Genomic DNA, 21,723 nt, shown 5'->3' on the forward strand with positions numbered 1-21,723 from the left:
CGCCTGAGTGGCGGGCGCTCAGTCGAGGAACAGCGCGCGCAGCCGCTTCGTGGTGAACACGAGACCGATCGCGATCATCACGACGTAATAGAGCACGTGCCACAGCATGTCGACGTTGAGGATGCCGGTCGTCAGCCCCCGGATCAGCTCGACCCCGTGCCACAGCGGCAGGGCCATGACGATCTGCTGAACCCAGCCGGGGTAGACGGTGATCGGGTAGAAGGTGGCGGAGAAGAGGAACATCGGCAGCAGTACGAAGTTGATCCAGTCCATCTGCTGGAACGTCTTCATGTAGCTGGTGACGGCCATGCCGAGACTCGCGAAGCCGAACGCGATCAGGACCACCGCAGGCAGGGCGAGCACCGCCGTCCAGGCGAGGTTGAGCCCGAGGATCTGCATGATGATCATGAACCCGGTCGCATACGCCAGCCCACGCAGGAGCGCGTAGAGGATCTCGCCCAGGGCGACATCGAGCGGGCCGAGCGAGGTGGCGAGCATGCCCTCGTAGAGCTTGCCGTAGTTGAGCTTGAAGAAGACGTTCCACGTGGAGTCGTAGATCGCCCCGTTCATCGCCGAGACGGCCAGCAGCGCCGGCGCGATGAAGGCGGCGTAGCTGATGCTCGCGCCCTGGGCGGTCTCGACGTCGCCGATCAGCGCGCCGAGACCGATGCCCATCGAGGCGAGGTAGAACACCGGCTCGAAGAAGCCCGAGAGCACGACCGCCCAGCTGGAGGACCGCGCGGCGATGAGGCCGCGCTGGACGACAGCACCGGGGTTGCCCGCCCAGAGCGCGCGCACGCCCCCGCGACGGGCCACGGTGGAGGACACCTCGACGACGGCGCTCACTTCGCGAGCCTCTCGGTGAAGACGCGGCGGGCGAACAGGTAGCCGACCACCGCGAGGGCGAGCAGGTAGACGAGGTGGACCGACACCATCACCGGGTCGACGGCCGCGCCGTAGGTCGCGACGCGGCCGAGTTCGGCGCCGTGCCAGAGCGGTGAGACCCACCCGATCCACTGCAACCACAGCGGCAGCGAGTCCAGCGGATAGAACGTGCCGGAGAAGAGGAACATCGGCATGAACAGGAAGCGCTGCACGAGTGCGAACTGCCCCTTGTCGTCTTCGATCGAACCCGCGTAGGCCATGAGCGGGATGCCGAAGGCGAGCCCGGCCAGCACACCGGCGAACACCGCGAGCCATCCCGTCGCGGGGTGCGGCACCGCGCCGAACGGCAGCAGCCACACGATGAGGTAGTAGGCAGCCGAGGCGACGACCATCCGCGCGGTCGCTCCGGCGACGACGCCGTTGGCGATCTGCGGGCTCGACAGCGGCGAGGCGTTGAAGCCGTAGAAGTAGCGGCGCCATTTGAAGCCCGCCATGACCGGGTAGGTGAGCTCTTCGCTGGCCACCGAGATGGTCGCGGTCGCCAGGAGCGCCGGAGCGACGAACATGAGGTAGCTCACCTCCTGGCCGTGCTCGACGATCGGCACGCGGATGAGTGCGGCGAGGCCGACCGCGAGGCCGAGCAGGTAGAGGATCGGCTGACCGACCGCGCCGACGATGATCGTCCACCCGTAGGCGCGCATCGCGCGGACCATGTGCTCGGTGACGTACCACCCGCCGCGGCGGCGGGGCTTGCGCCCCCACTGCATCGCTTCGGCACGCAGTTCGTCCAGGCTGGGGTGCGTCCCGGCATCCGTCTGGGCGGCGCTCATTCGATCAGCGACCTTCCCGTGAGGCGCAGGAACACGTCTTCCAGCGACGAGCGCCGCACCAGCGAGGTGATCGGCTCGAGCCCCTGCGCGCTCACGCGCTCGAGAGCGGCCTCGCCGTTGTCGGCGTAGATGAGGATGCGATCGGGAAGCACCTCGACACGGTCGCCGATGCCGGCCAGCTGTCCGGCGACCTGGGCGTTGCGGTCGGAGCCGAAACGCACCTCGAGCACTTCCCGGCTGGAGTGCTCTCGGATGAGGGATGCCGGGGTGCCCTCGGCCATGATGCGGCCCTTGTCGACGACGATGAGCCGGTCGCACAGCTGCTCGGCCTCGTCCATGTAGTGCGTGGTCAGCACCAGGGTCGTGCCCCGCTCCTTGAGGCGGAACAGGCGGTCCCACAGGACGTGGCGTGCCTGCGGGTCGAGGCCCGTCGTCGGCTCGTCGAGCAGCAGGATGCGCGGGTCGTTGATGAGGCCGCGCGCAATGGTGAGGCGCCGCTTCATGCCGCCGGAGAGCTGGTCGACCTTGTTCTTCGCCTTTTCCTCGAGCTGCGCGAAGGCGAGCAGCTCATCGGCCTTCTCGTGGCACACCTTGCTCGAAAGACCGAAGTACCGGCCGTAGATGTACAGGTTCTCGCGGGCGTTGAGCTCGCCGTCGAGGTTGTCCTGCTGCGGCACGACGCCGAGCCGCGAGCGGATCTCGGGACCGTAGCGGTCCGGGTCGAGGCCGAGAATCTGCAGGTCGCCGCCGGAGCGGGTGGAGACCGCACCGATCATCTTCATCGTCGTCGACTTGCCGGCGCCGTTGGGACCGAGAAGACCGAACGACTCACCGGGCGCGACCTCGAAGCTGAGCCCGTCGACGGCGACGAAGTCGGGCTTGCCCTTGACCTTGTAGGACTTCACGAGCTGATGCGCGGAGATGACAGGAGCAGGCACCGATCCACCCTACCCAGGGCCTGGGACACGGCAAACCCGCTTCATCCGTCCCGTTCTGGCGTTGTCGGCGTCGGGTGGCGACACCTGCGGACGGATGAGCGTCACCGCGCGTTGACAGCGAGCACCGGCGCGCGTCGCCAGGGCGGCACCGGCAGCCGTCGTCGAGAGAGAAGATAGAAGTACCCGAACACCGCAGGAAAGCGCCTCATGTCCTCTGCCAGCACCACCCGCCCTTCCCGCTCCCGTCGCCGCGCCCCCGATGACGGTCCTCGAGCGAGTCTGCGACAGCTGCTCCCCTTCGTCTTCGAGCAGAAGGGCGTGCTCGTCGTCGTCGCTGTGCTGAGCGTGCTCGCCGCCGTCGCGACCCTCGCCCAGCCGCTGGTGGTCGGCCAGGTCATCGACCGGGTGCAGAAGCAGAACCCGCTGGGTCTGCTGGTGTGGGTGCTGGTGGGTCTCGTCGTCGCCTCCTCGGTGATCAGCGGCATCCAGCATTTCCTCCTGCAGCGCACGGGCACGGCGGTCGTCTACTCGAGTCGGCGCCGTCTCATCGCACAGCTGCTGCACCTTCCCGTGCAGGAGTACGACGCACGGCGCACGGGCGACCTCGTCTCGCGCGTCGGCACCGACACGACCCTGCTGTACGCGGTGCTCACCCAGGGGCTGGCGGACTCGATCGGCAATGCGCTCATCTTCGTGGGGGCGATCGTGGCGATGTTCATCATCGATCCGGTGCTGCTGGTGCTCATCCTCGTCGTCGTCGGCGCGTCGGTCGCCGTCGTGGTGGCGCTCAGCGGGCGGATCCGCCGGGCGACCGCCGTGCAGCAGGAGAAGGTGGGCGAGCTGGCCTCGGGGGTGGAGCGCGCCGTCGGATCGATCCGCACGATCCGCGCCTCGGGTGCGTCCGACCGTGAACGCGAGAGCATCGAGCACACGGCGCGCGGTGCGTACGAGGCCGGCGTGCAGGTCGCGAAGGCATCGGCGTTCGTGGTGCCGGTCGCCGGCGTCGCCCTCCAGCTGTCGCTGCTCGTCGTCCTCGGCGTCGGCGGCTTGCGCGTCGCCTCCGGCGCGATCACGATCGCCGGGCTGGTGACGTTCGTGATGTTCCTGTTCTTCCTCGTGCAGCCCCTCGGCTCGTTCTTCGGAGCGATCACCTCGGTCGGGCAGGCCCTGGGCGCACTGGGACGCATCCAGGAGGTGCTGGACCTGCGCACCGAGACGGCGTGCGATGCGGAGGTCGCGGCATCCGTCGCCGTCGGCACCTCCCCGATCTCGACGGCCGCCGCGCATGAGAACCACGAGACGACGTCGGCGATCGAGTTCCGCGACGTGCATTTCGCGTATCCGGATGCCGTGGTCAGCGCGCGCCGTCGCTCGGAGACCGAGGCGGCGGCCCTGCTCGCCGAGGCCCACGCCGACGCGACGGTGGCGGTCTCGGAAGCGGCCGGCGAGGTGCTGCGCGGCGTGTCGTTCCGCGTGCCGCGCGGGGCGCGCGTCGCCCTGGTCGGGCCGTCGGGTGCGGGCAAGTCCACCACCCTCGCGCTGATCGAGCGGTTCTACGACCCGACGGCGGGCTCGATCCTGCTCGACGGCGTCGATCTCCGCGGCATCGATCGCACGCGGCTGCGCGCCCAGCTCGGCTATGTCGAACAGGATGCACCGACCCTCGCCGGGACGATCGCCGACAACCTGCGGTTGGCGTCGCCGTCGGCATCCGACGAGGAGTGCGTGCGCGTGCTGCGCGCCGTGAACCTCGGCGAGGTCCTGGAGCGCTCGCATCTGGGTCTGGACGCACCGGTGGGTGAGGCCGGTGTCATGCTGTCGGGCGGCGAACGGCAGCGGCTCGCGATCGCCCGAGCGCTGCTGGCTGCTCCCCCGATTCTGCTGCTGGACGAGTCGACGTCATCGCTCGATGGCCTCAACGAGCAGCGCATGCGCGAGGCGATCGACGCCGTCGCCGCGGGGCGGACGCTCGTCGTGATCGCGCACCGGTTGTCGACGGTCGTGGACAGTGATCTGATCGTCGTGATAGACCACGGCAGAGTGGTCGGGCAGGGCACCCACTCCGAACTCGTCGAGACCGTCCCGCTCTATCGCGACCTCGCGAAGCACCAGCTGCTCGTCTGACCCGCGATCACGACACACGCGTGCGCGTCAGCCGTATCACCCCACCGCCGCGAGCTTGAGGCGGTAGCGAAGAGCGGCGAGTTCGGCGTACAGGGCCGGCGGCACCCGCCCCTCGAACGTGCGGTAGAACTCCTCCGTGAGCTCGGCCTCCTGCAGCCACAGGTCGCGGTCGATCGCGAACAGGGCGTCGAGGTCGGCATCGGGCACCTCGATGCCGTCGAGGTTCAGATCCTCCGTGCGCGGCAGCCGTCCGATCGGGCTGTCGATGGCGGGGACCACTCCCTCGATGCGGCGGATGATCCAGTCGATCACGCGTGCGTTGTCGCCGAATCCCGGCCAGAGGAAGCGGCCGTCCTCGCCCTTGCGGAACCAGTTGACCTGGAAGATGCGCGGGGCGCGGTCGAAGCGCAGACGCTGGCCGACCTTGAGCCAGTGGCCGAAGTAGTCCGCCATGTTGTAGCCGCAGAACGGGAGCATCGCGAAGGGGTCGCGGCGCAGCTCGCCGACGGTCCCTTCGGCAGCGGCGGTGCGCTCGGAGGAGATGTTCGAGCCGAGGAACACGCCGTGGGTCCAATCGGTGGCCTCGAGCACGAGCGGGACGTTCGTAGCGCGGCGCCCGCCGAACAGGATGCCGTCCAGCGGCACGCCCTCGGGCGTCTCCCAGTCGGGGGCGATCTGCGGGCACTGTCCGGCGCTGACGGTGAAGCGCGAGTTGGGGTGGGCGGCCGGGCGGCCCATGGCCGGGGTCCAGTGCTTGCCCTCCCAGTCGATCAGCTCCTGCGGCACGTCGTCGGTGAGACCCTCCCACCACACGTCTCCGTCGGGACGCAGAGCCACGTTCGTGAAGATCGTGTTGCCCCAGAGCGTTTCGACGGCGGCCACGTTGGTCGACGCGCCCGTTCCCGGCGCCACCCCGAAGAATCCGGCCTCGGGATTGATGGCCCACAGCCGACCGTCTTCGCCGGGGCGAAGCCACGCGATGTCGTCGCCGAGGGTCTCGACCCGCCATCCCGGGATCGTGGGACGCAGCATTGCGAGATTGGTCTTGCCGCACGCCGAGGGGAAGGCGGCGGCGAGGTGGAAGCGCTTGCCCTCCGGGCTGATGACGCGGATCAGCAGCATGTGCTCGGCGAGCCACCCTTCCTCACGTCCGATGACCGAGGCGATGCGCAGTGCGAAGCACTTCTTCGCGAGGATCGCGTTGCCGCCGTAGCCCGATCCGAACGACCACACCTCGAGCGTGTCGGGAAAGTGCACGATGTACTTCTCGTCGTTGCAGGGCCAGGCGACGTCTTCCTGGCCGGGGGCCAGGGGCGCGCCGACCGAGTGCACCGTCTTGACCCAGGGCTTGCCGGCGGCGATCTGCTCCAGCACCGCAGTGCCGACGCGCGTCATGATGCCGATCGAGGTCACCGCGTACGCGCTGTCGGTGATCTGTACGCCGATGTGCGAGAGCGGACCGCCGACGGCGCCCATCGAGAAGGGCACGACGTACATCGTGCGTCCCCGCATCGACCCCTCGAACAGCGGGGTGATGGTCGCCCGGATCTGATCGGGCTGTGCCCAGTTGTTGGTGGGGCCGGCATCCTCCTGTCGCGCCGAGGCGATGAAGGTGCGCGCCTCCGTGCGAGCGACGTCACTCGGGTGCGAGCGGGCGAGGTAGGAGCCCGGTCGCCACTCGGGGTTGAGCTTGATGAGCTTGCCTTCGTCGACCTGCTGGCGAAGAAGAGCCTCGTTCTCGGCGCGGGAACCGTCGACCCAGTGGATGCGCGCGGGCTGCGTCAGGGCGGCGACCTCGTCGACCCAGGCGAGCAGCGCCTCCAAGCCTGCGCCGGCCAGGACCGGTCGCATCCCGAACCCGCCGCGGGGCTCGTCGGCCGCGTCGGCCCCCGTGGCGGTGCGAATGGCGGTCGGGCGGGTGAACATGTCGGCGATGGCCATGTCGGGCTCCTTCAGCGTGGCGTCGGTGGGGCGATCCGGAGGGGTCTCTTCTAGATTGAGCTCCTCACGACGGATTTGCATGCCCTGACGTCGTCAAGAAACGTGATTCTTTCGCTATGCTCAAGGAATGCCACCCACGTCCCTAGAGCTGTCGACGCTCGGTCATCGCATCCGTCACCAACGGGTGTCGCACGGGCTCACCCTCGACGAGCTCGGCGCGATCGTCGGCGTCGCCGGCAGCCAGCTGAGCCTGATCGAGAACGGCAAGCGCGAGCCGAAGCTTTCGCTGTTGCAGGCGATCGCCGCCGCCACCGGCACCGACGTCACCGATCTGCTCTCCGCCGAGCCGCCCAACCGCCGGGCCGCCCTCGAGCTCGAACTCGAACGTGCGCAGCAGTCCCCCGTCTTCCGCAGCCTCGGCATCCCGGCTCTGCGGGTGACCAAGGCGACCTCCGACGAGACAATCGAGTCTGTGCTGGGGCTGCACCGTGAGCTGCAGCGGCGCGAGCGCGCGGCGATCGCTACGCCTGAGGAGGCCCGACGCGCGAACACGGAGCTGCGCCTGCGCATGCGCGCCAAGGACAACTACCTCCCCGAGATCGAAAAGCTCGCGGAGAAGCAGCTGAAGGCCGCCGGCCACGTCTCGGGCGCCCTCACCCACCGCACGGTCAGCATCATGGCGTCCCAGCTCGGTTTCGAACTGATCTACGTCGATGATCTCCCCCACTCGGCCCGCTCGGTCACCGACCTGGAGAACGGCAGGATCTACCTGCCGCCGGCATCGATCCCCGGCGGCCACGGCCTGCGCTCGATGGCCCTACAGGCCATGGCCCACCGGCTGCTCGGACACACACCGCCCAGTGACTACGCCGACTTCCTCCAGCAGCGGCTCGAAATCAACTACTTCGCGGCCTGCTGTCTCATGCCCGAGACCGCCTCGGTCGCCTTCCTGACCCAGGCGAAGAAGGATCGCAACCTGGCCGTCGAGGACTTCCGCGATGCGTTCGGCGTGACCCACGAGGCCGCCGGCATGCGGCTGACGAACCTCCTGACGCAGCACATCGGCATCCGCCTGCACTTCCTGCGGGTCGACGGCTCGGGCGCCATCACCCGCGCCTACGAGAACGATGACCTGCCGCTGCCGATGGACGTCACCGGATCGGTCGAGGGACAAGTCGTGTGCCGGCATTTCGCCGCGCGCGCCGCCTTCTCGGAGCAGAACCGCACGGTCGAGCACTACCAGTACACCGACACCCCGGCCGGCACGTTCTGGTGCTCGTCGCAGACCGGACGCACCTCGGACGGCGAGTTCTCGATCACCGTCGGGGTGCCTTTCGACGACGCGCGCTGGTTCCGCGGCCGCGAGACGCAGAAGCGCGCGATCTCGACGTGCCCCGATGAGTCGTGTTGCCGACGGCCGGATGCCGATCTCACGGCGCGCTGGGAGGGTCGCGCGTGGCCGAGTGCCCGCGTGCACATGCAGATGTTCTCACCGCTGCCGCGCGGCGCCTTCCCCGGCGTCGACGACGGCGAGGTCTACGCCTTCCTCGACCGGCACGCCCAGGGCTGACGGGCGCTCCGCGGATGTGACGGAGACCGACGCCATGCCGGCCGCACACCGAAGCTCTGCAGGAGTCGCTGTTGTCGCAGGCGGTGAGCCAGTACGGCTCACGCGAGCGCGCGGCACGCTGGGTGGCGACCCCCGCGACCTCTCTGCACGTGCAGGGCGCTGCCGCCGACGTCGACGGCAGCGGCACGCAGGACTGGATCTCCCGGCACGGCCCGGCGTTCGGTTTGTGTCTGGTGTACGACAACGAGCCGTGGCACGTCGAACTGCGACCGGATGCCGGTGCTCACAGGTGTCCGCCGACGTACGCCGACCCCTCGAACGACCCGCGCCTCGCCCGGTGAGCGTGGTGCGGTGAGGCGTCGAGGTGTACTCTCGCTGTTTGTGAGGTTCGCCTAACCTCACTTCCCCTCCCCGAAGAAACGCTCGTGCTTGCCACCTTCCTGATCGGCCTCCGCGAAGGCCTCGAAGCCGCTCTCGTCGTCGGCATCCTCGTCGCCTACCTGCGCCGCATCGATCGCCGCGATGTGCTCCCGCGCCTGTGGGCCGGAGTGGGCCTCGCCGTCGCCCTGGCCGTCGGCATCGGCGCGATCCTCACCTTCGGTGCCTACGCCCTGACGTTCGAAGCGCAGGAGCTGATCGGAGGCCTGCTCTCACTGGTCACCGTCGGCATGGTGACCTGGATGATCTTCTGGATGCAGAAGACCGCCCGTACGATGAAGAAGACCCTCGAGGGCGGTGTCGACCGGGCGCTCGCGACGGGTGGCCTCTGGGGAATCGTCCTCATCGGATTCATCTCCGTCGCCCGCGAAGGCATCGAGACGACGCTCCTGCTCTGGTCGATGGTGCAGTCCTTCGGCGACACGCCGTCCGCCCTTCTCGGCGCGCTGCTCGGCCTCGCCGCCGCCGTCATCCTCGGGTGGCTCCTCGCCCGCGGAATGGTGCGCCTCGACCTCCGCGTCTTCTTCGCCTGGACCGGCGGCTTCCTCGTGATCGTCGCCGCCGGCGTTCTGGCGTACGCGATCCACGACCTGCAGGAGGCCGGCGCCCTCCCCGGCCCGTTCTCCGCCCTGGCGCCCATCGTGGGCGGCACCGTCGCCGTGGGGGCGGCGGGCTTCCCGTTCGGCTGGGCGTTCGATCTCTCGGCGGCGATCCCGCCGGGAAGCCCTCTCGCTGCGATCCTGCAGGCCACCGTCGGCTTCATGCCGCAGATGTCCTGGCTGCAGGTCGTCGCCTGGGCCCTGTATCTCGCCATCGTCGGCACGCTGTTCGTCCGGGGGCTGGGCAGCCGGCCCGCCCGGCCCTCGGCATCCGCGCCCCTCTCATCCGTCCCGCACCACGCGGAGCCCTCCCACCACCAAGGAGCATCATGACCCGCACACGCACCTGGGGAGCCGTCGCCGCGCTCGGCGCGACCGCCCTCGTGCTGGCCGGCTGCGTCGCCAAGACCGACGTCGCCGCCTCCGACGCCCTGACCGTCACCTCCACCGACACGGCGTGCACCGTCTCGACCGCGACCGCCACCAGCGGCACGCTCGCGTTCGCGGTGATCAACGCCAGCTCGCAGGTGACGGAGTTCTACCTCCTGGCCTCGGACGGCCTGCGCATCGTCGGCGAGGTCGAGAACATCGCCCCCGGCGCCTCGCGCACGCTCACCGTCGTCGCGCAGCCCGGCGATTACTTCACGCTGTGCAAGCCCGGCATGGTCGGTGACGGCGTCGGCCGCACCGGTTTCACGGTCACCGGCGATGCGGTCACGGCCTCCGGCGACGACGCCGCCCAGAAGCAGAAGGCGGTCGATCTGTACGCGTCGTTCGTCAAGGACCAGGTGGAACAGCTCGTCCCGGCCGTGGCGAGCTTCGTGAGCGCCTACGAGGCCGGCGACGACGAGAAGGCGCGGACCCTCTTCCCCACCACGCGCGCGTTCTACGAGCGGATCGAGCCCGTCGCGGAGTCGCTGGGCGACCTCGACCCGCGCATCGACTACCGCGAGGTGGATGCCGTCGCGGAAGGTCTCGACTGGACCGGTTTCCACCGCATCGAGAAGGATCTCTGGGTGCCCGCTCAGGACGCTCTGAACTCCGACGGCTCCACTCCCGCGTGGAAGGACTGGGCGCCCTCGACGGCCGCCGAGCGCGCGACATACGGGGCGAAGCTGATCGCCGACGTGGGCGAGCTGAACGACTACGTCCACGGCGACGCGTTCCAGAAGGCACTCGACGCGCAGGGCATCGGCGGCATCTCCAACGGTGCGATCGCCCTGCTGGACGAAGTGGCCACGGGAAAGATCAGCGGCGAAGAGGACTGGTGGAGCGGCACCGACCTCTACGACTTCGCGGCCAACGTCGAGGGGTCGAAGATGGCGTTCTCGCTGGTCAAGGACTTCGCCGTCTCCTCCGGGGCGACCGGAACCGAGCTCGCCGGCCGGATCGACAGCGGCTACGCGGCCCTGGAAGCCGCACTGGCCCGCCACGGATCGCTGAGCGCCGGCTTCGTGAACTACCGGCAGCTGAGCGAGGCGGACAAGCGTGAGCTCACCGATCTGATCAACGCGCTGGCCGAGCCGCTGTCCAAGCTGACCTCCACGATCCTGCAATGAGCACCGACGAAGCGCCTGCGGGCGACGAGCGCGTCGACCCGTCGCCGCGCGCGGGCCTCAGCCGCCGGAGTCTGCTCGGCCTTGCGGCCGGCGTCGGCGCCGCAGGTCTCGCCGTCGGCGCCGGCGCGGGAGCCGCGGCGGGTGTCGCCGTGGGTCGCGCGCGTGGGGCCGCCGGCGGGGCGTCGCCGTACGCGTTCTACGGCGCGCATCAGGCCGGCATCACCACGCCCGTGCAGGACCACCTGCACTTCGCGTCGTTCGACATGATGGCGGGGACGACCCGCGAGGATCTGATCGAGCTTCTCCAGGACTGGTCCTACGCGGCGTCGCGGATGACACAGGGTCTCGATGTCTCGGCCAGCGGCGCGGTCGGAGGATCGCCCGAGGCGCCGCCGGACGACACCGGCGAAGCGCTGGGGCTGGCCGCGAACGGCTTGACGGTCACGTTCGGGTTCGGCCCGACGCTGTTCACGGCCGCCGACGGCACCGACCGCTACGGTCTCGCCGATCGCCGCCCCGCCCTGCTCACCACGCTGCCGGCGTTCCTCGGCGACGACCTGGCACCCGATCACACGGGCGGCGACCTCTGCATCCAGGCGTGCGCCGACGATCCGCAGGTCGCCGTGCACGCGATCCGCAACCTGAGCCGCATCGCCTTCGGCCGGGCGCGGCTGCGCTGGTCGCAGCTCGGCTTCGGCAAGACGTCGAAGACCACCGCCGATCAGGCGACGCCGCGCAACCTCTTCGGGTTCAAGGACGGCACGGCCAACATCCTCGCCGATGATCAGGCGGCGCTGGATCAGCACGTCTGGGTCGGCGACGGCGACGAACCGGCCTGGCTCGTCGGCGGCTCCTACCTCGTGGCCCGCAAGATCGCGATGCTCATCGAGACATGGGACCGCGTGCGCCTGAGCGAGCAGGAGCGCATCACGGGACGCGACAAGGCGCACGGCGCGCCGCTCTCGGGCGGACAGGAGCCGACGGCGCCGGACTTCTCCGCCGCCGGGGCCACGGGACAGCCCGCGATCGACGCGCGCAGTCATGTGCGCCTTGCCCATCCCGATCTCAACAAGGGCATTCGGATCCTTCGCCGCGGCTACAACTACGTCGACGGCAACACCGAGCTGGGGCGCCTGGACGCGGGGCTCTTCTTCCTCGCGTACCAGCGCTCTCCCGAGCAGTTCGTGACCCTCCAGCGCGCGCTGTCCAGGGACCTGCTGAACGAGTACATCCGCCACATCGGCTCGGGGTTGTGGGCGATTTCCCCCGGAGCGCAAGAGGGGTCTTACGTCGGGGCGGGCCTGTTCGCCTGAGACCGGCCGCGGTCGAGTGTCGCCAGGTGCCGACCGCCTCTCCCCCGGCGACGAGCACGGGAGGGACCATCCCGTTGAGGGTCGGTCCGATCGTCGCGCGGTGCCCATCCTGGTGGCCACCGCCGACATCCGTCCTTCTATAATCGACGGGTCCGGACGCGACGCGGCATCCGGTGCTCGAAAAAGGGGCACGCGAGACATATACGGCATCCATTCACCGTTTCGTCTTCCGGAGGCCCCATGCCCACCGTCTCTGCGCACGTCGCCCAGACCCTCGCCGCCCACATCGACCACGTCTTCGGCGTGATGGGAAACGGCAACGCCTACTTCCTCGACGCCCTGGAGCGCTCCACGGACGTGCAGTACACGGCCGTGCGCCACGAGGCGGGCGGGGTCGTCGCTGCGGACGCCTACCATCGGGCGAGCGGACGCCTCGCCGCCGCGACCGCCACCTACGGCGCCGGCTTCACCAACACGCTGACCGCTCTGGCGGAGTCGGTGCAGGCCCACGTGCCGCTCGTGCTCGTCGTCGGGGACGAGCCGACGTCGGGCCCCCGTCCGTGGGACGTCGACCAGATCGCCCTGGCCTCGGCGGTGGGTGCGCGCACGTACACGGTCGGACGGGCGGATGCCGCGGCCACCACGGTCATCGCGATCGAGCACGCGCTGGCCTATCGTGTGCCGACGGTGCTCGCCATCCCCTACGACGTCGCCAGGCTCGAGGCAGGCCCGGTGCCGCCCACGCCGCAGCCGACGCTTCCCGCGCCGATCACCCCGTCGCCGTTCGCGCGTGCGGCGATCGCCGATCTGGCCGACGCGCTGGCCGCAGCCCAGCGCCCGGTGCTGATCGCCGGTCGCGGTGCATGGATCTCGGGCGCCGCAGACGCTCTCGGGCGCGTGGCGGATGCGACGGGCGCCGTCACGGCCACGACGGCGCTGGGTCGCGGGACGTTCCCGCGGTCGGAGTTCGACCTCGGAGTCACCGGCGGGTTCGGCGCCGACGGCGCCATGGAGCTGATTTCGACGGCGGACGTGGCGGTGGTCTTCGGCGCGGGACTCAACCAGTTCACGATGCGCTTCGGTGACCTGTTCGCTCCGGGCACCCGCGTCGTCCAGGTCGACATCTCCCCCGCCGCGACGCACCCGCACGTCGGCGGCTTCATCCGCGGCGATGCACGCCTCGTCGCCGAAGCGCTGTGCGACGAGCTGGCCCGGAGGGATGCCGCGCCCAGCGGCTGGCGCGAACGGGTGGACATCGCGGCGCTGCGCGCCCGCGACAGCGGCGACCCGCTGGCGTCCGACGGCCGCCTCGACCCGCGTTCGGTCGCGGAGCGGATCGGTGAGCTGCTCGAGAGCGCGCCCTCCACCCGCGACCGCGTCGTCGTCACGGACGGCGGCCACTTCCTCGGCTGGGCGAACATGTACTGGCCGGTGGCCTCGCCCGACCGCATGATGATGGTCGGCACCGCGTACCAGTCGATCGGTCTGGGCTTCCCCTCGGTTCCCGGCGCGGCACGAGCTCGGCCCGAGGCGACCATCGTGCTGTCCACCGGCGACGGCGGCGGGCTGATGGCGCTGGCCGACCTCGAGTCCGCGGTGCGGGTGGCGGCCGGGCGCGGACTGGCCGTCGTGTGGAACGACGCCGCGTACGGCGCCGAGATCAACCTGTACGGACTGCAGGGCCTCGCCCGCGAGCCGATGCTCATCCCCGAGGTCGACTTCGCAGGTCTCGCCTCCGCGGTCGGTGCCCGCGGGATCGTGGTGCGCACGCTCGACGACCTCGACGAGCTCGCGCGGTGGGTGCGGGTCCCGGCATCCGATCGGCCCTTCCTGCTGCTGGACTGCCGGATCTCCGGCGACGTCATCGCCCCCTACCAGGAGGAGATCATCCGCGTGAACTCCGGGCGGTAGGCCGGCGTCACCCGCCGATCTGCCGCGCCGCGGCGGGCCCTCCGCGCCGGGTGGGAATGCGCGGACCTGTTGGAACGCTGTGTCTGTGGCGCACACTGGGCTGCGACGGATATCCGTCGGGACGTGCGCGCGGAATCGGGGGGCCATGGAAGGTCTGGAAGTCACCGTCCTACTCGGGCTGTCGGTGTTGGCGGGAACGATCCTCGCGCCGCGCCTGCGCGTGGCGACGCCGCTGGTGCTGCTGGTCATCGGTTTGGTGCTGGGATTCGTGCCGGCGCTGCGGCACATCGAGCTGCCGCCGGAGACGGTGCTGCTGCTGTTCCTGCCCGTGATGCTCTTCTGGGAGAGCCTGACGACATCGCTGCGAGGCGTTCGCCGGTCGCTGCGCTACATCATCCCGATGAGCACCCTGCTCGTGGTCGCCTCGGCGTTCGCCGTCGCGTGGGTCGCCACGCTGTTCGGTCTGCCCTGGCCGGCCGCCATGATCCTCGGCGCCGCCGTCGCCCCGCCCGATGCCACGGCTGTCGCCGCCCTCGGACGGCTGCTTCCCCAGCGCACGTTCATGAAGCTGAAGGCGGAGAGCCTGACCAACGACGGCACCGCGCTCGTTCTCTACGCCATCGCGATCTCCGTCGCCCTCGGAGACACCGTCACGGGCTGGTCGATCACCGCCACTGTGCTCGTCTCCTACCTCGGCGGAGCGATCGCCGGGATCGTCGTCGCGGCGCTCGCCTACCTCTCGCTGCGGCGGATGCGCCATGCGCTGTCGATCAACGTGACCCTGCTGCTGGTTCCGTTCACGGCGTTCCTCCTGGCGGAGCTCGTGAACGCCTCGGGGGTGCTGGCCGTCGTGTTCGCCGGCCTCATCATCGCGTGGGCGTCGCCGCGCATCACGACCGCCGCCTCCCGCCGCACCGCGATGGCGGCATGGCCGTTCGGCGTCTACCTGCTCAACGGAGCCCTGTTCGTGCTGATCGGCCTGGAGGTGCAGCTCGTGCTGCACGATATCTCGCCCAGCGACGTGTGGGGGCTCGCGCTGCTGACCGTGGCCGCGTGGGCCGCGCTGCTCGTCGTGCGCTACGTGTTCCAGCTGCTGATGACCCCGTTCTCGCGCCCGCGCACCCCGGCACTGGCCACCGGATCCGGACCGGGATCGCTGAACCGCGCCCGCGTCGTCAGCACGCTCGCCGGGTTCCGCGGCGCCGTGTCGCTGGCGATCGCGCTCTCGGTGCCGCTGACGACGTCATCCGGCCACCCCCTCGTCGGCCGCGACGCCGTCGTCTTCGTGACCGCCGGCGTGATCGTCCTGAGCCTCCTCGTGCAGGGCCCGCTGCTTCCTGCCATCGTCCGATGGGCGAAGCTGCCCAGCGACGATTGGGCCGCTGACGAGATCGAGCTGGCGCAGCGGACCATCACCGGCGCGGCGATCGCCGCTCTGGACGACATCGCCGCCGAGCACGGCATCAGCGACGAGGTCCGCGAGCGGGCTCGTCAGGATGGGTACGACATGCTCGAGCTCGCCAACGCGCGCGCGTTCGCCCGCGCCCAGGCCTCCTCGGATGCCGACCAGATCGCTCAGCTGGAGGGCATGGTCGCGGCGCCCTCGGCCCCCGACACCGGTGCGCAGAGCGTCGTGAACGGCTCTGCGCCCAGCGTGGGGATCGACCCGGCCGTGGCGGGCGCCGATGGCGCGACCTCGCTGACGATGCTCGCCGCCTCGACCGGGATCGATCTCACCCAGCGGTCGCCGCTGGTGCGCTTCGAGGAGATGACCCGACTGAAGCTGGCTCTGCTGGACCGCAAGCGCGAAGTGCTGCTGCGCCTTCGGCGTGAGGGCACGGTCGACGATCTTCTCGCCCGACGGCTGGAGGCGCACCTGGATGCCGAGGAGCTGCGCCTCAGCGGCTACGACGACCTCGACTGAGGCGCGGTTCTGCGTTTCGACTCGACCCTCCGGGTCTCGCTCAACGACCGGCGAGAGCGTGCGCAGCGCGTTGAATCTCCCCGAGCCGTCACGCGGCGGGCAGCATCCACCGGGCGAAGAAGTCCGCCAACTCGTCGGTCGCTTCCAGCGGCAGCACCGCCGCGACGTACTGATCGGGGCGCACGACGACGACCACGCCGTCACGCGACAGTCCCCGGGCGTCGAAGATGTCGACCGCGTTCCACCGGCTGGGCGCCGCGGCGAACACCTTCTCCCAGTCGGTGAGCGCCAGCGCGCCCGAGCGCGGGCGGAAGATCGCGGGCGCACGCGTGACGTCGATGGCGTCGAAACCCTGCTGGTAGATCACCTTCGCGTCGAAGACGGCGTCGATGTCGGCATCCGTCGGGGTGTGACGGCGCACCGGCGATCCGGGGTCTTGGAGGAGCCAGGCCGCGAAGCGCGCCAGGGGTGAGTCGTCTGCAAGCCCGTCGCGGTCGGCGAAGGCGTACAGACGCCAACGCCCGTCGGCCTTCGCATGATGACCGAGATGCACCGCGTTGCCATCGGCGGCCAGGGTGACGGGCGCGCTCTTGAAGCGCTTGCCCACCGGGAACCCCGTCGCGAGATGCTGGTGGACATCGCCGGCGACGACTCCCGATCCCTCCGCATAGGTCGTCATGAACCCCGAGGGGAACTCGGCGGTGGCGAGATAGTAGGTGGCGAGGTCGGCGGGGTCGGAGATCTCCTCGGGCTTTCGCGCCATCAGCGTCGACCACTCCTTGTCGAAGTCGATGAGCTGCTGGGCGACCGGCCTGCGCTCGGCGGTGTAGGTCGACAGGAGGGATGCCGGGCTCAGCCCGGTGAGCACGGAGCCGAGCTTCCATCCGAGGTTGAAGCCGTCCTGCATCGAGACGTTCATGCCCTGCCCCGCCTTCGCGCTGTGGGTGTGGCAGGCGTCGCCGGTGAGGAACACGCGGGGGTCCCGTCCGCCGTCGAGCGCATCGTCGAAGCCGTCGGTGACCCGGTGGCCGACCTCGTACACGCTGTGCCAGGCGACGCTCTTCACCTCGAGCGTGTACGGGTGCAGGATTTCGTTGGCGCGGCGGATGATCTCCTCGACGGGCGTCTGGCGCACGCGGTGGTCGTCATCGTCCGCGACGGCGCCGAGATCGACGTAGATGCGGCTGAGGTACCCGCCCTCGCGCGGGATGTGCAGGATGTTGCCGGCCTCGGCGTTGATCGCGCACTTGATGCGCCAGTCGGGGAAGTCCGTCTCGACGAGCACGTCCATCACGCCCCAGGCGTGCTGCGAGATGTCGCCGACGTGCACGCGGCCGATCGCGGCACGCACGCCGCTGCGCGCGCCGTCGCATCCGACGACGTAGTTCGCGCGGACGACGAGCTCTTCCCCGGCGTGCTCCCCGGCGACGTGGCGCAGACGCACCTCGACGGGACGGCTCTCGCCCTCGTGCACACGCAGCCCGACGAACTCCACCCCGTAGTCGGGCGCGATACGCGCCGGTCCGTGCGCCGCCGCTTCGGCGAAGTAGTCGAGCACGCGCGCCTGGTTGACGATGAGGTGCGGGAACTCGCTGATGTCGTAGGCGTAGTCGGCGGTGCGCGAGCGGCGCACGATGCGGCCGGGGTTCGCGGGATCGGGGCCCCAGAAGTTCATCCACCCGATGTTGTAGGCCTCGGCGATGATCCGCTCCGCGAAGCCGAACGCCTGGAAGGTCTCGACGCTGCGCGGCTGGATGCCGTCGGCCTGCCCGAGAGCGAGCCGCCCCTCACGCCGCTCGACGATGCGGGTGAGCACCCCGGGGTACTGCGACAGCTGCGCCGCCAGGAGCATTCCGGCCGGTCCCGAGCCGACGATGAGGACGTCGACCTCGTCGGGGAGCACGCCCGCCCGGTCGATGCCCGTTCCCGCTGCCGGCTGCACCCGGGGATCGGCGGAGACATACCCGTGGTGATGGAACTGCATCGTCGTCGTCCTTCCGGCTCACGCCTGGGAGAGCCCTCGGATGGGGCTGACCGCCTGCTCCGCCTCGTGGTCGGGTCCGAGCGGGATGCCGCTGCGGTCACGCAGCAGCAGCGTCGCGACCAGTCCCAGCGCGGTCATGCCCGCGAGGTACCAGGTGACACCGGTCGTGGATCCCGTCGCCTGCACGATCGCCTGCGCGATCGTCGGAGCGAAGGCGCCGCCGAGGATCGCACCGATCGCGTACGAGATGGAGACACCGGAGAACCGGATGGATGCCGGGAACAGCTCGGCGTAGAGGGCCGCCTGGGGGCCGTAGGTGAAGCCGAGCCCGACGGTGAGGATCACGAGACCCAGCGTCAACAGGACGATCGAGCCGGTGTTGGCGAGCGGAAAGAGGAGGAAGACACCGACCAGCTGGAACAGCCAGCCGATGATGTACGTCGTCCGCCGTCCGATGCGATCGGAGATCCAGCCGGAGAGGAACGTGAACACGAGCCAGGTGATCGCCGAGAGGGTGACCGCGCCCAGGACGTCGGCCGTCGCGAGGCCGATCGGTCCCTTCGGGTCGGTCGCGTACCGCTGGATGTAGCCGCCGGTGGTCATGTATCCCACGGCGTTGTTGCCGGCGAAGACGAGAGCCGCGATGACCACGAGCAGCGTGTGCTTGCGGAACAGTGCGACGATCGGCATCCGCGTCTCCTCCTTGCGCTCGGCGAGCTCGGCGAACACCGGACTCTCCTCCACCCGGCGACGGATGTAGGAGCCGATGACGATCAGCACGAACGAGAGCAGGAACGGCACGCGCCACCCCCACTGCACGAAGGCCTCCCCCGGTGCGATCGTGGCCATCAGTGCGAGCATCCCCGATGCGAGGAGCAGACCCAGGGGCACGCCCATCTGGGGAGAGGCGCCGAAGACGCCGCGCCGCGTCTTGGGGGCATGCTCCACGGCCATCAGCACCGCACCGCCCCACTCTCCACCGGCAGAGATGCCCTGCAGGATGCGCAGCAGCACGAGCAGGATGGGAGCGGCCATGCCGATCGCGGCATACGTCGGCAGGAGACCGACGAGCGTGGTCGCCACGCCCATCAGGATCAGGGTCACCATGAGGACCAGCCGGCGCCCGTACTTGTCGCCGAAATGGCCGGCGAGGAACGCACCGAAGGGCCGGAACAGGAAGCTGATGCCCACAGTGATGAAGGACAGGACCTGCGCAAACCCCTCCCCGGCGGGAGCGAAGAACAGACTGCCGAAGACCAGGCCGGCCGCGGATGCATAGATGAAGAAGTCGTACCACTCGACCGTCGTGCCGACGATCGTGGCGAAGATGACGCGGCGGCGGTCCGTCGACGTCGCGATCGTCCCGGTCGGCGTGAACCCGACGGGGTGGTTCGTTGATGCGCTCATGAGGTGACTCCAGTGTCAGGGTGACGTCTCTGTCAGGCGGCGAAGCGGTGCTTGCCCCGATGACGACGATCATATACGATTTCGGATACGACGCAAGGGAGCATCCATGACTGACACCGACAGCCGGTTCGCCGCCCTCGGCGCCCGCCCCGGCAAGATCGTGGCGGTCCACCTCGCCTACGCCTCGCGCGCCGACCAGCGCGGCCGCCGCCCGGCATCCCCCTCGTACTTCTTCAAGCCATCCAGCTCGCTGGCCGCCTCGGGCGCGCAGATCGAGCGCCCCGCGGGCACCGAGCTGCTCGCGTTCGAAGGCGAGATCGCTCTCGTCATCGGCGCGCCCGCCCGATGGACGACGCCCGAGAACGCGTGGTCGCACGTGGCCGCCATCACCGCCGCGAACGACTTCGGTCTCTACGATCTGCGCGCGAACGACAAGGGATCGAACGTCCGATCCAAAGGCGGCGACGGCTACACCCCGATCGGCCCGACCCTGATCGACGCGGCCGGTATCGACCCGGCGAGCCTGCGCCTGCGCACCTGGGTCAACGGCGATCTCGTGCAGGACGACACGACCGCCGGCCTCATCTTCCCGCTCGCCCAGATCGTCGCCGACCTGTCGCAGCACTTCACCCTCGAGACCGGCGACCTCATCCTCACCGGCACACCCGCCGGCTCGTCGGTCGTCGTCCCCGGCGACGTCGTCGAGGTGCAGGTGGATGCCGGGCCCCTGTCGACCGGACGGCTGCGCACCACCGTGGTGCAGGGCGCGCGCGCCTTCGACGGTGCGATCGGCTCGCTCCCCGCCGTCGACGACCACCAGCGCGCCGAGGCATGGGGCTCCTCGGACGCGGCCGGGATCATCACCGGGGCCCCGGTGCTCACCGCCGCGCTGCGCGAGAAACTCTCCCGGGTCCCCGTCGCCGCACTCAGCGGACAGCTGCGCAAGCGCGGGCTCAACGATGTCACGATCGACGGGGTGCGCCCGCTCACCGCGGGCAGTCGTTTCGTCGGCACGGCCCGCACCCTGCGCTTCCTCCCGCACCGCGAAGACCTCTTCGCCGCGCGCGGCGCAGGCTACAACGCCCAGAAACGCGCGTTCGACGCGGTCGAGGAGGGCGAGGTCCTCGTCATCGAGGCCCGCGGCGAAACCGGATCCGGCACACTCGGCGACATCCTGGCGATCCGCGCCCACGCGCGCGGCGCCGCCGCCATCGTGACCGACGGGGGCGTCCGCGACGCCGAGGCGGTCGCGGCCGTCGGCATCCCGGTCTTCAGCGCCGGTCCCCACCCCGCCGTTCTCGGCCGTCGCCACATCCCGTGGGAGACCGACGTCGCGATCGGCTGCGGCGGCACGACCGTCGAGCCCGGCGACATCGTCGTCGGAGATGGCGACGGCGTCCTCGTGCTGCCGCCCGCTCTCGCCGAGGAGGTCGTGGACGCTGCCCTCGCTCAGGAGGAGGAGGATGCGTGGATCGCCCGGCAGGTGGCGTCCGGTCATCGCGTCGACGGCCTGTTCCCGATGAACTCCGAATGGCGTGCCCGCTATGAGAGCGAGAGGAGCTCCTGATGTCCGCCATGACGCCCGCGACAGCGCAGAGCAAGTCGCAGCAGGCGTACCACTGGATCAAGGAGCGCATCGCCGCGCAGGAATTCACCCCCGGCTACCGCCTCGTGCTCGGCACGATCGCCGGCGAGCTCGACATGAGCGTGGTGCCGGTGCGCGAAGCGATCCGCCAGCTCGAGGCCGAGGGCCTCGTCATGTTCGAACGCAACGTCGGCGCGCGGGTGTCGATGGTCGACGACACCGCCTACCGCTTCAGCATGCAGGCGCTCAGCATCCTGGAGGGGGCGGCGACGGCCCTCTCGGCACGCGCGCTCACCGCCGACGACGTGCGGCGCGCGCGCCAGGTCAACGAGTTGATGGTCGAGACGCTCGAGCACTTCGACCCGCGCGCCTTCACCGCGCTGAACCAGGAGTTCCACGCGATCCTGTTCGAGAAGTGCGCCAACCCGCGCATGCTCGAACTGGTGCACGCTGAGTGGGCGCGACTGGGGCACCTGCGCGACTCGACGTTCAGCTTCGTACCCGGCCGCGCCGCCGAGTCGGTGCGCGAACACGAGAACATCCTCGTGCTCATCGAGACCGGTGCTCCGCTCGCCGAGATCGAGAAGGCCTCGCGCCGACACCGCTCAGCGACTCTCGACGCCTACATGATCCACGAGCACCCCGACGAAGCGCTCGGCCTCCCCGCCTTCTGACTCACCGCCTTCCGGCATCCGCCCCTCCCACGAAGGAGCCT

Annotated in this window: 16 protein-coding genes; 10 read left to right on the plus strand and 6 right to left on the minus strand. The window is 70.0% G+C overall.

Features of this window, described 5'->3' with window-relative positions; translation table 11 throughout:
* Window positions 1-18 precede the first annotated feature (18 nt).
* Genes HMPREF1529_RS01595 through HMPREF1529_RS01605 form a run of 3 tightly spaced genes read right to left on the minus strand, consistent with a single transcriptional unit; the run spans window position 19 to window position 2,653 of the window.
* The gene (locus tag HMPREF1529_RS01595) at window positions 19-846 is read right to left on the minus strand and encodes an ABC transporter permease (RefSeq protein WP_016463430.1); all 828 of its coding nucleotides are present in this window, start codon (window positions 844-846) and stop codon (window positions 19-21) included.
* Complete coding sequence (locus HMPREF1529_RS01600; RefSeq protein WP_016463431.1) at window positions 843-1,715, minus strand: ABC transporter permease; 873 nt, start codon at window positions 1,713-1,715, stop codon at window positions 843-845. Before HMPREF1529_RS01600 ends, HMPREF1529_RS01595 begins: the two co-directional genes overlap by 4 nt.
* Window positions 1,712-2,653 carry an ABC transporter ATP-binding protein gene (locus HMPREF1529_RS01605; protein WP_016463432.1) on the minus strand — a complete coding sequence of 314 codons (942 nt, stop codon included), beginning with the start codon at window positions 2,651-2,653 and terminating at the stop codon, window positions 1,712-1,714. The genes HMPREF1529_RS01600 and HMPREF1529_RS01605 overlap by 4 nt, the downstream gene beginning before the upstream one ends.
* 207 nt (window positions 2,654-2,860) lie before the next feature.
* On the opposite strand from HMPREF1529_RS01605, the gene HMPREF1529_RS01610 reads away from it, so the two are divergent.
* Window positions 2,861-4,777 (plus strand): ABC transporter ATP-binding protein, encoded by a 1,917-nt coding sequence (locus HMPREF1529_RS01610; protein WP_016463433.1) that lies wholly within the window; start codon window positions 2,861-2,863, stop codon window positions 4,775-4,777.
* Between the two features lie 36 nt (window positions 4,778-4,813).
* Here the strand turns inward: HMPREF1529_RS01610 and HMPREF1529_RS01615 are convergent, their stop codons facing one another.
* Window positions 4,814-6,718, minus strand: a complete 1,905-nt coding sequence (locus HMPREF1529_RS01615) for a phosphoenolpyruvate carboxykinase (GTP) (RefSeq protein ID WP_036282625.1) — start codon at window positions 6,716-6,718, stop codon at window positions 4,814-4,816.
* A gap of 127 nt (window positions 6,719-6,845) precedes the next feature.
* Here HMPREF1529_RS01615 and HMPREF1529_RS01620 point away from each other — a divergent pair, with 127 nt between their 5' ends.
* From HMPREF1529_RS01620 to HMPREF1529_RS01650, 7 genes are all read left to right on the plus strand, one after another.
* Complete coding sequence (locus tag HMPREF1529_RS01620; RefSeq protein ID WP_005048065.1) at window positions 6,846-8,288, plus strand: XRE family transcriptional regulator; 1,443 nt, start codon at window positions 6,846-6,848, stop codon at window positions 8,286-8,288.
* Between the two features lie 71 nt (window positions 8,289-8,359).
* Window positions 8,360-8,629, plus strand: a complete 270-nt coding sequence (locus HMPREF1529_RS01625) for a hypothetical protein (protein WP_016463435.1) — start codon at window positions 8,360-8,362, stop codon at window positions 8,627-8,629.
* Window positions 8,630-8,713: 84 nt separating this feature from the next.
* Window positions 8,714-9,658, plus strand: a complete 945-nt coding sequence (efeU, locus tag HMPREF1529_RS01630; RefSeq protein ID WP_016463436.1) for an iron uptake transporter permease EfeU — start codon at window positions 8,714-8,716, stop codon at window positions 9,656-9,658.
* On the plus strand, window positions 9,655-10,884 hold the full coding sequence (gene efeO, locus HMPREF1529_RS01635) for an iron uptake system protein EfeO (protein ID WP_016463437.1): 1,230 nt from the start codon (window positions 9,655-9,657) through the stop codon (window positions 10,882-10,884). The genes efeU and efeO overlap by 4 nt, the downstream gene beginning before the upstream one ends.
* The gene (gene efeB, locus HMPREF1529_RS01640; RefSeq protein ID WP_016463438.1) at window positions 10,881-12,197 is read left to right on the plus strand and encodes an iron uptake transporter deferrochelatase/peroxidase subunit; all 1,317 of its coding nucleotides are present in this window, start codon (window positions 10,881-10,883) and stop codon (window positions 12,195-12,197) included. Before efeO ends, efeB begins: the two co-directional genes overlap by 4 nt.
* A 240-nt stretch (window positions 12,198-12,437) precedes the next feature.
* Entirely contained in the window at window positions 12,438-14,108 is a 1,671-nt protein-coding gene (locus HMPREF1529_RS01645) for a thiamine pyrophosphate-binding protein (protein ID WP_016463439.1), read from the plus strand.
* Window positions 14,109-14,253: 145 nt separating this feature from the next.
* A complete protein-coding gene (locus HMPREF1529_RS01650) occupies window positions 14,254-16,032 on the plus strand; it encodes a Na+/H+ antiporter (protein ID WP_016463440.1) in 1,779 nt (592 codons plus the stop codon).
* 88 nt (window positions 16,033-16,120) lie between these two features.
* Here the strand turns inward: HMPREF1529_RS01650 and HMPREF1529_RS01655 are convergent, their stop codons facing one another.
* Both HMPREF1529_RS01655 and HMPREF1529_RS01660 read right to left on the minus strand, forming a co-directional pair.
* Complete coding sequence (locus tag HMPREF1529_RS01655; RefSeq protein ID WP_016463441.1) at window positions 16,121-18,016, minus strand: FAD-dependent monooxygenase; 1,896 nt, start codon at window positions 18,014-18,016, stop codon at window positions 16,121-16,123.
* An 18-nt stretch (window positions 18,017-18,034) separates the two neighbouring features.
* Window positions 18,035-19,423: an MFS transporter gene (locus tag HMPREF1529_RS01660; RefSeq protein ID WP_005048046.1), complete on the minus strand. Its 1,389-nt coding sequence runs from the start codon at window positions 19,421-19,423 to the stop codon at window positions 18,035-18,037.
* Window positions 19,424-19,529: 106 nt separating this feature from the next.
* On the opposite strand from HMPREF1529_RS01660, the gene HMPREF1529_RS01665 reads away from it, so the two are divergent.
* Together HMPREF1529_RS01665 and HMPREF1529_RS01670 are read left to right on the plus strand one after the other, a co-directional pair.
* Window positions 19,530-20,990 carry a fumarylacetoacetate hydrolase family protein gene (locus HMPREF1529_RS01665; RefSeq protein ID WP_016463442.1) on the plus strand — a complete coding sequence of 487 codons (1,461 nt, stop codon included), beginning with the start codon at window positions 19,530-19,532 and terminating at the stop codon, window positions 20,988-20,990.
* Window positions 20,990-21,682: a GntR family transcriptional regulator gene (locus HMPREF1529_RS01670; RefSeq protein WP_016463443.1), complete on the plus strand. Its 693-nt coding sequence runs from the start codon at window positions 20,990-20,992 to the stop codon at window positions 21,680-21,682. The genes HMPREF1529_RS01665 and HMPREF1529_RS01670 overlap by 1 nt, the downstream gene beginning before the upstream one ends.
* Window positions 21,683-21,723: the final 41 nt, after the last annotated feature.

Source organism: Microbacterium sp. oral taxon 186 str. F0373, assembly GCF_000411455.1.
Taxonomy (GTDB): domain Bacteria; phylum Actinomycetota; class Actinomycetes; order Actinomycetales; family Microbacteriaceae; genus Microbacterium.

Excerpts from the sequence above, each read along its gene's own strand:
- HMPREF1529_RS01660 (WP_005048046.1), bottom strand. The coding sequence starts at position 19,423 with ATGAGCGCATCAACGAACCACCCCGTCGGGTTCACGCCGACCGGGACG.
- HMPREF1529_RS01665 (WP_016463442.1), top strand. The coding sequence starts at position 19,530 with ATGACTGACACCGACAGCCGGTTCGCCGCCCTCGGCGCCCGCCCCGGC.
- HMPREF1529_RS01645 (WP_016463439.1), top strand. The coding sequence starts at position 12,438 with ATGCCCACCGTCTCTGCGCACGTCGCCCAGACCCTCGCCGCCCACATC.
- HMPREF1529_RS01615 (WP_036282625.1), bottom strand. The coding sequence starts at position 6,718 with ATGGCCATCGCCGACATGTTCACCCGCCCGACCGCCATTCGCACCGCC.
- HMPREF1529_RS01600 (WP_016463431.1), bottom strand. The coding sequence starts at position 1,715 with ATGAGCGCCGCCCAGACGGATGCCGGGACGCACCCCAGCCTGGACGAA.
- HMPREF1529_RS01655 (WP_016463441.1), bottom strand. The coding sequence starts at position 18,016 with ATGCAGTTCCATCACCACGGGTATGTCTCCGCCGATCCCCGGGTGCAG.
- efeO (WP_016463437.1), top strand. The coding sequence starts at position 9,655 with ATGACCCGCACACGCACCTGGGGAGCCGTCGCCGCGCTCGGCGCGACC.
- HMPREF1529_RS01620 (WP_005048065.1), top strand. The coding sequence starts at position 6,846 with ATGCCACCCACGTCCCTAGAGCTGTCGACGCTCGGTCATCGCATCCGT.
- HMPREF1529_RS01650 (WP_016463440.1), top strand. The coding sequence starts at position 14,254 with ATGGAAGGTCTGGAAGTCACCGTCCTACTCGGGCTGTCGGTGTTGGCG.
- HMPREF1529_RS01610 (WP_016463433.1), top strand. The coding sequence starts at position 2,861 with ATGTCCTCTGCCAGCACCACCCGCCCTTCCCGCTCCCGTCGCCGCGCC.
- HMPREF1529_RS01670 (WP_016463443.1), top strand. The coding sequence starts at position 20,990 with ATGTCCGCCATGACGCCCGCGACAGCGCAGAGCAAGTCGCAGCAGGCG.
- efeB (WP_016463438.1), top strand. The coding sequence starts at position 10,881 with ATGAGCACCGACGAAGCGCCTGCGGGCGACGAGCGCGTCGACCCGTCG.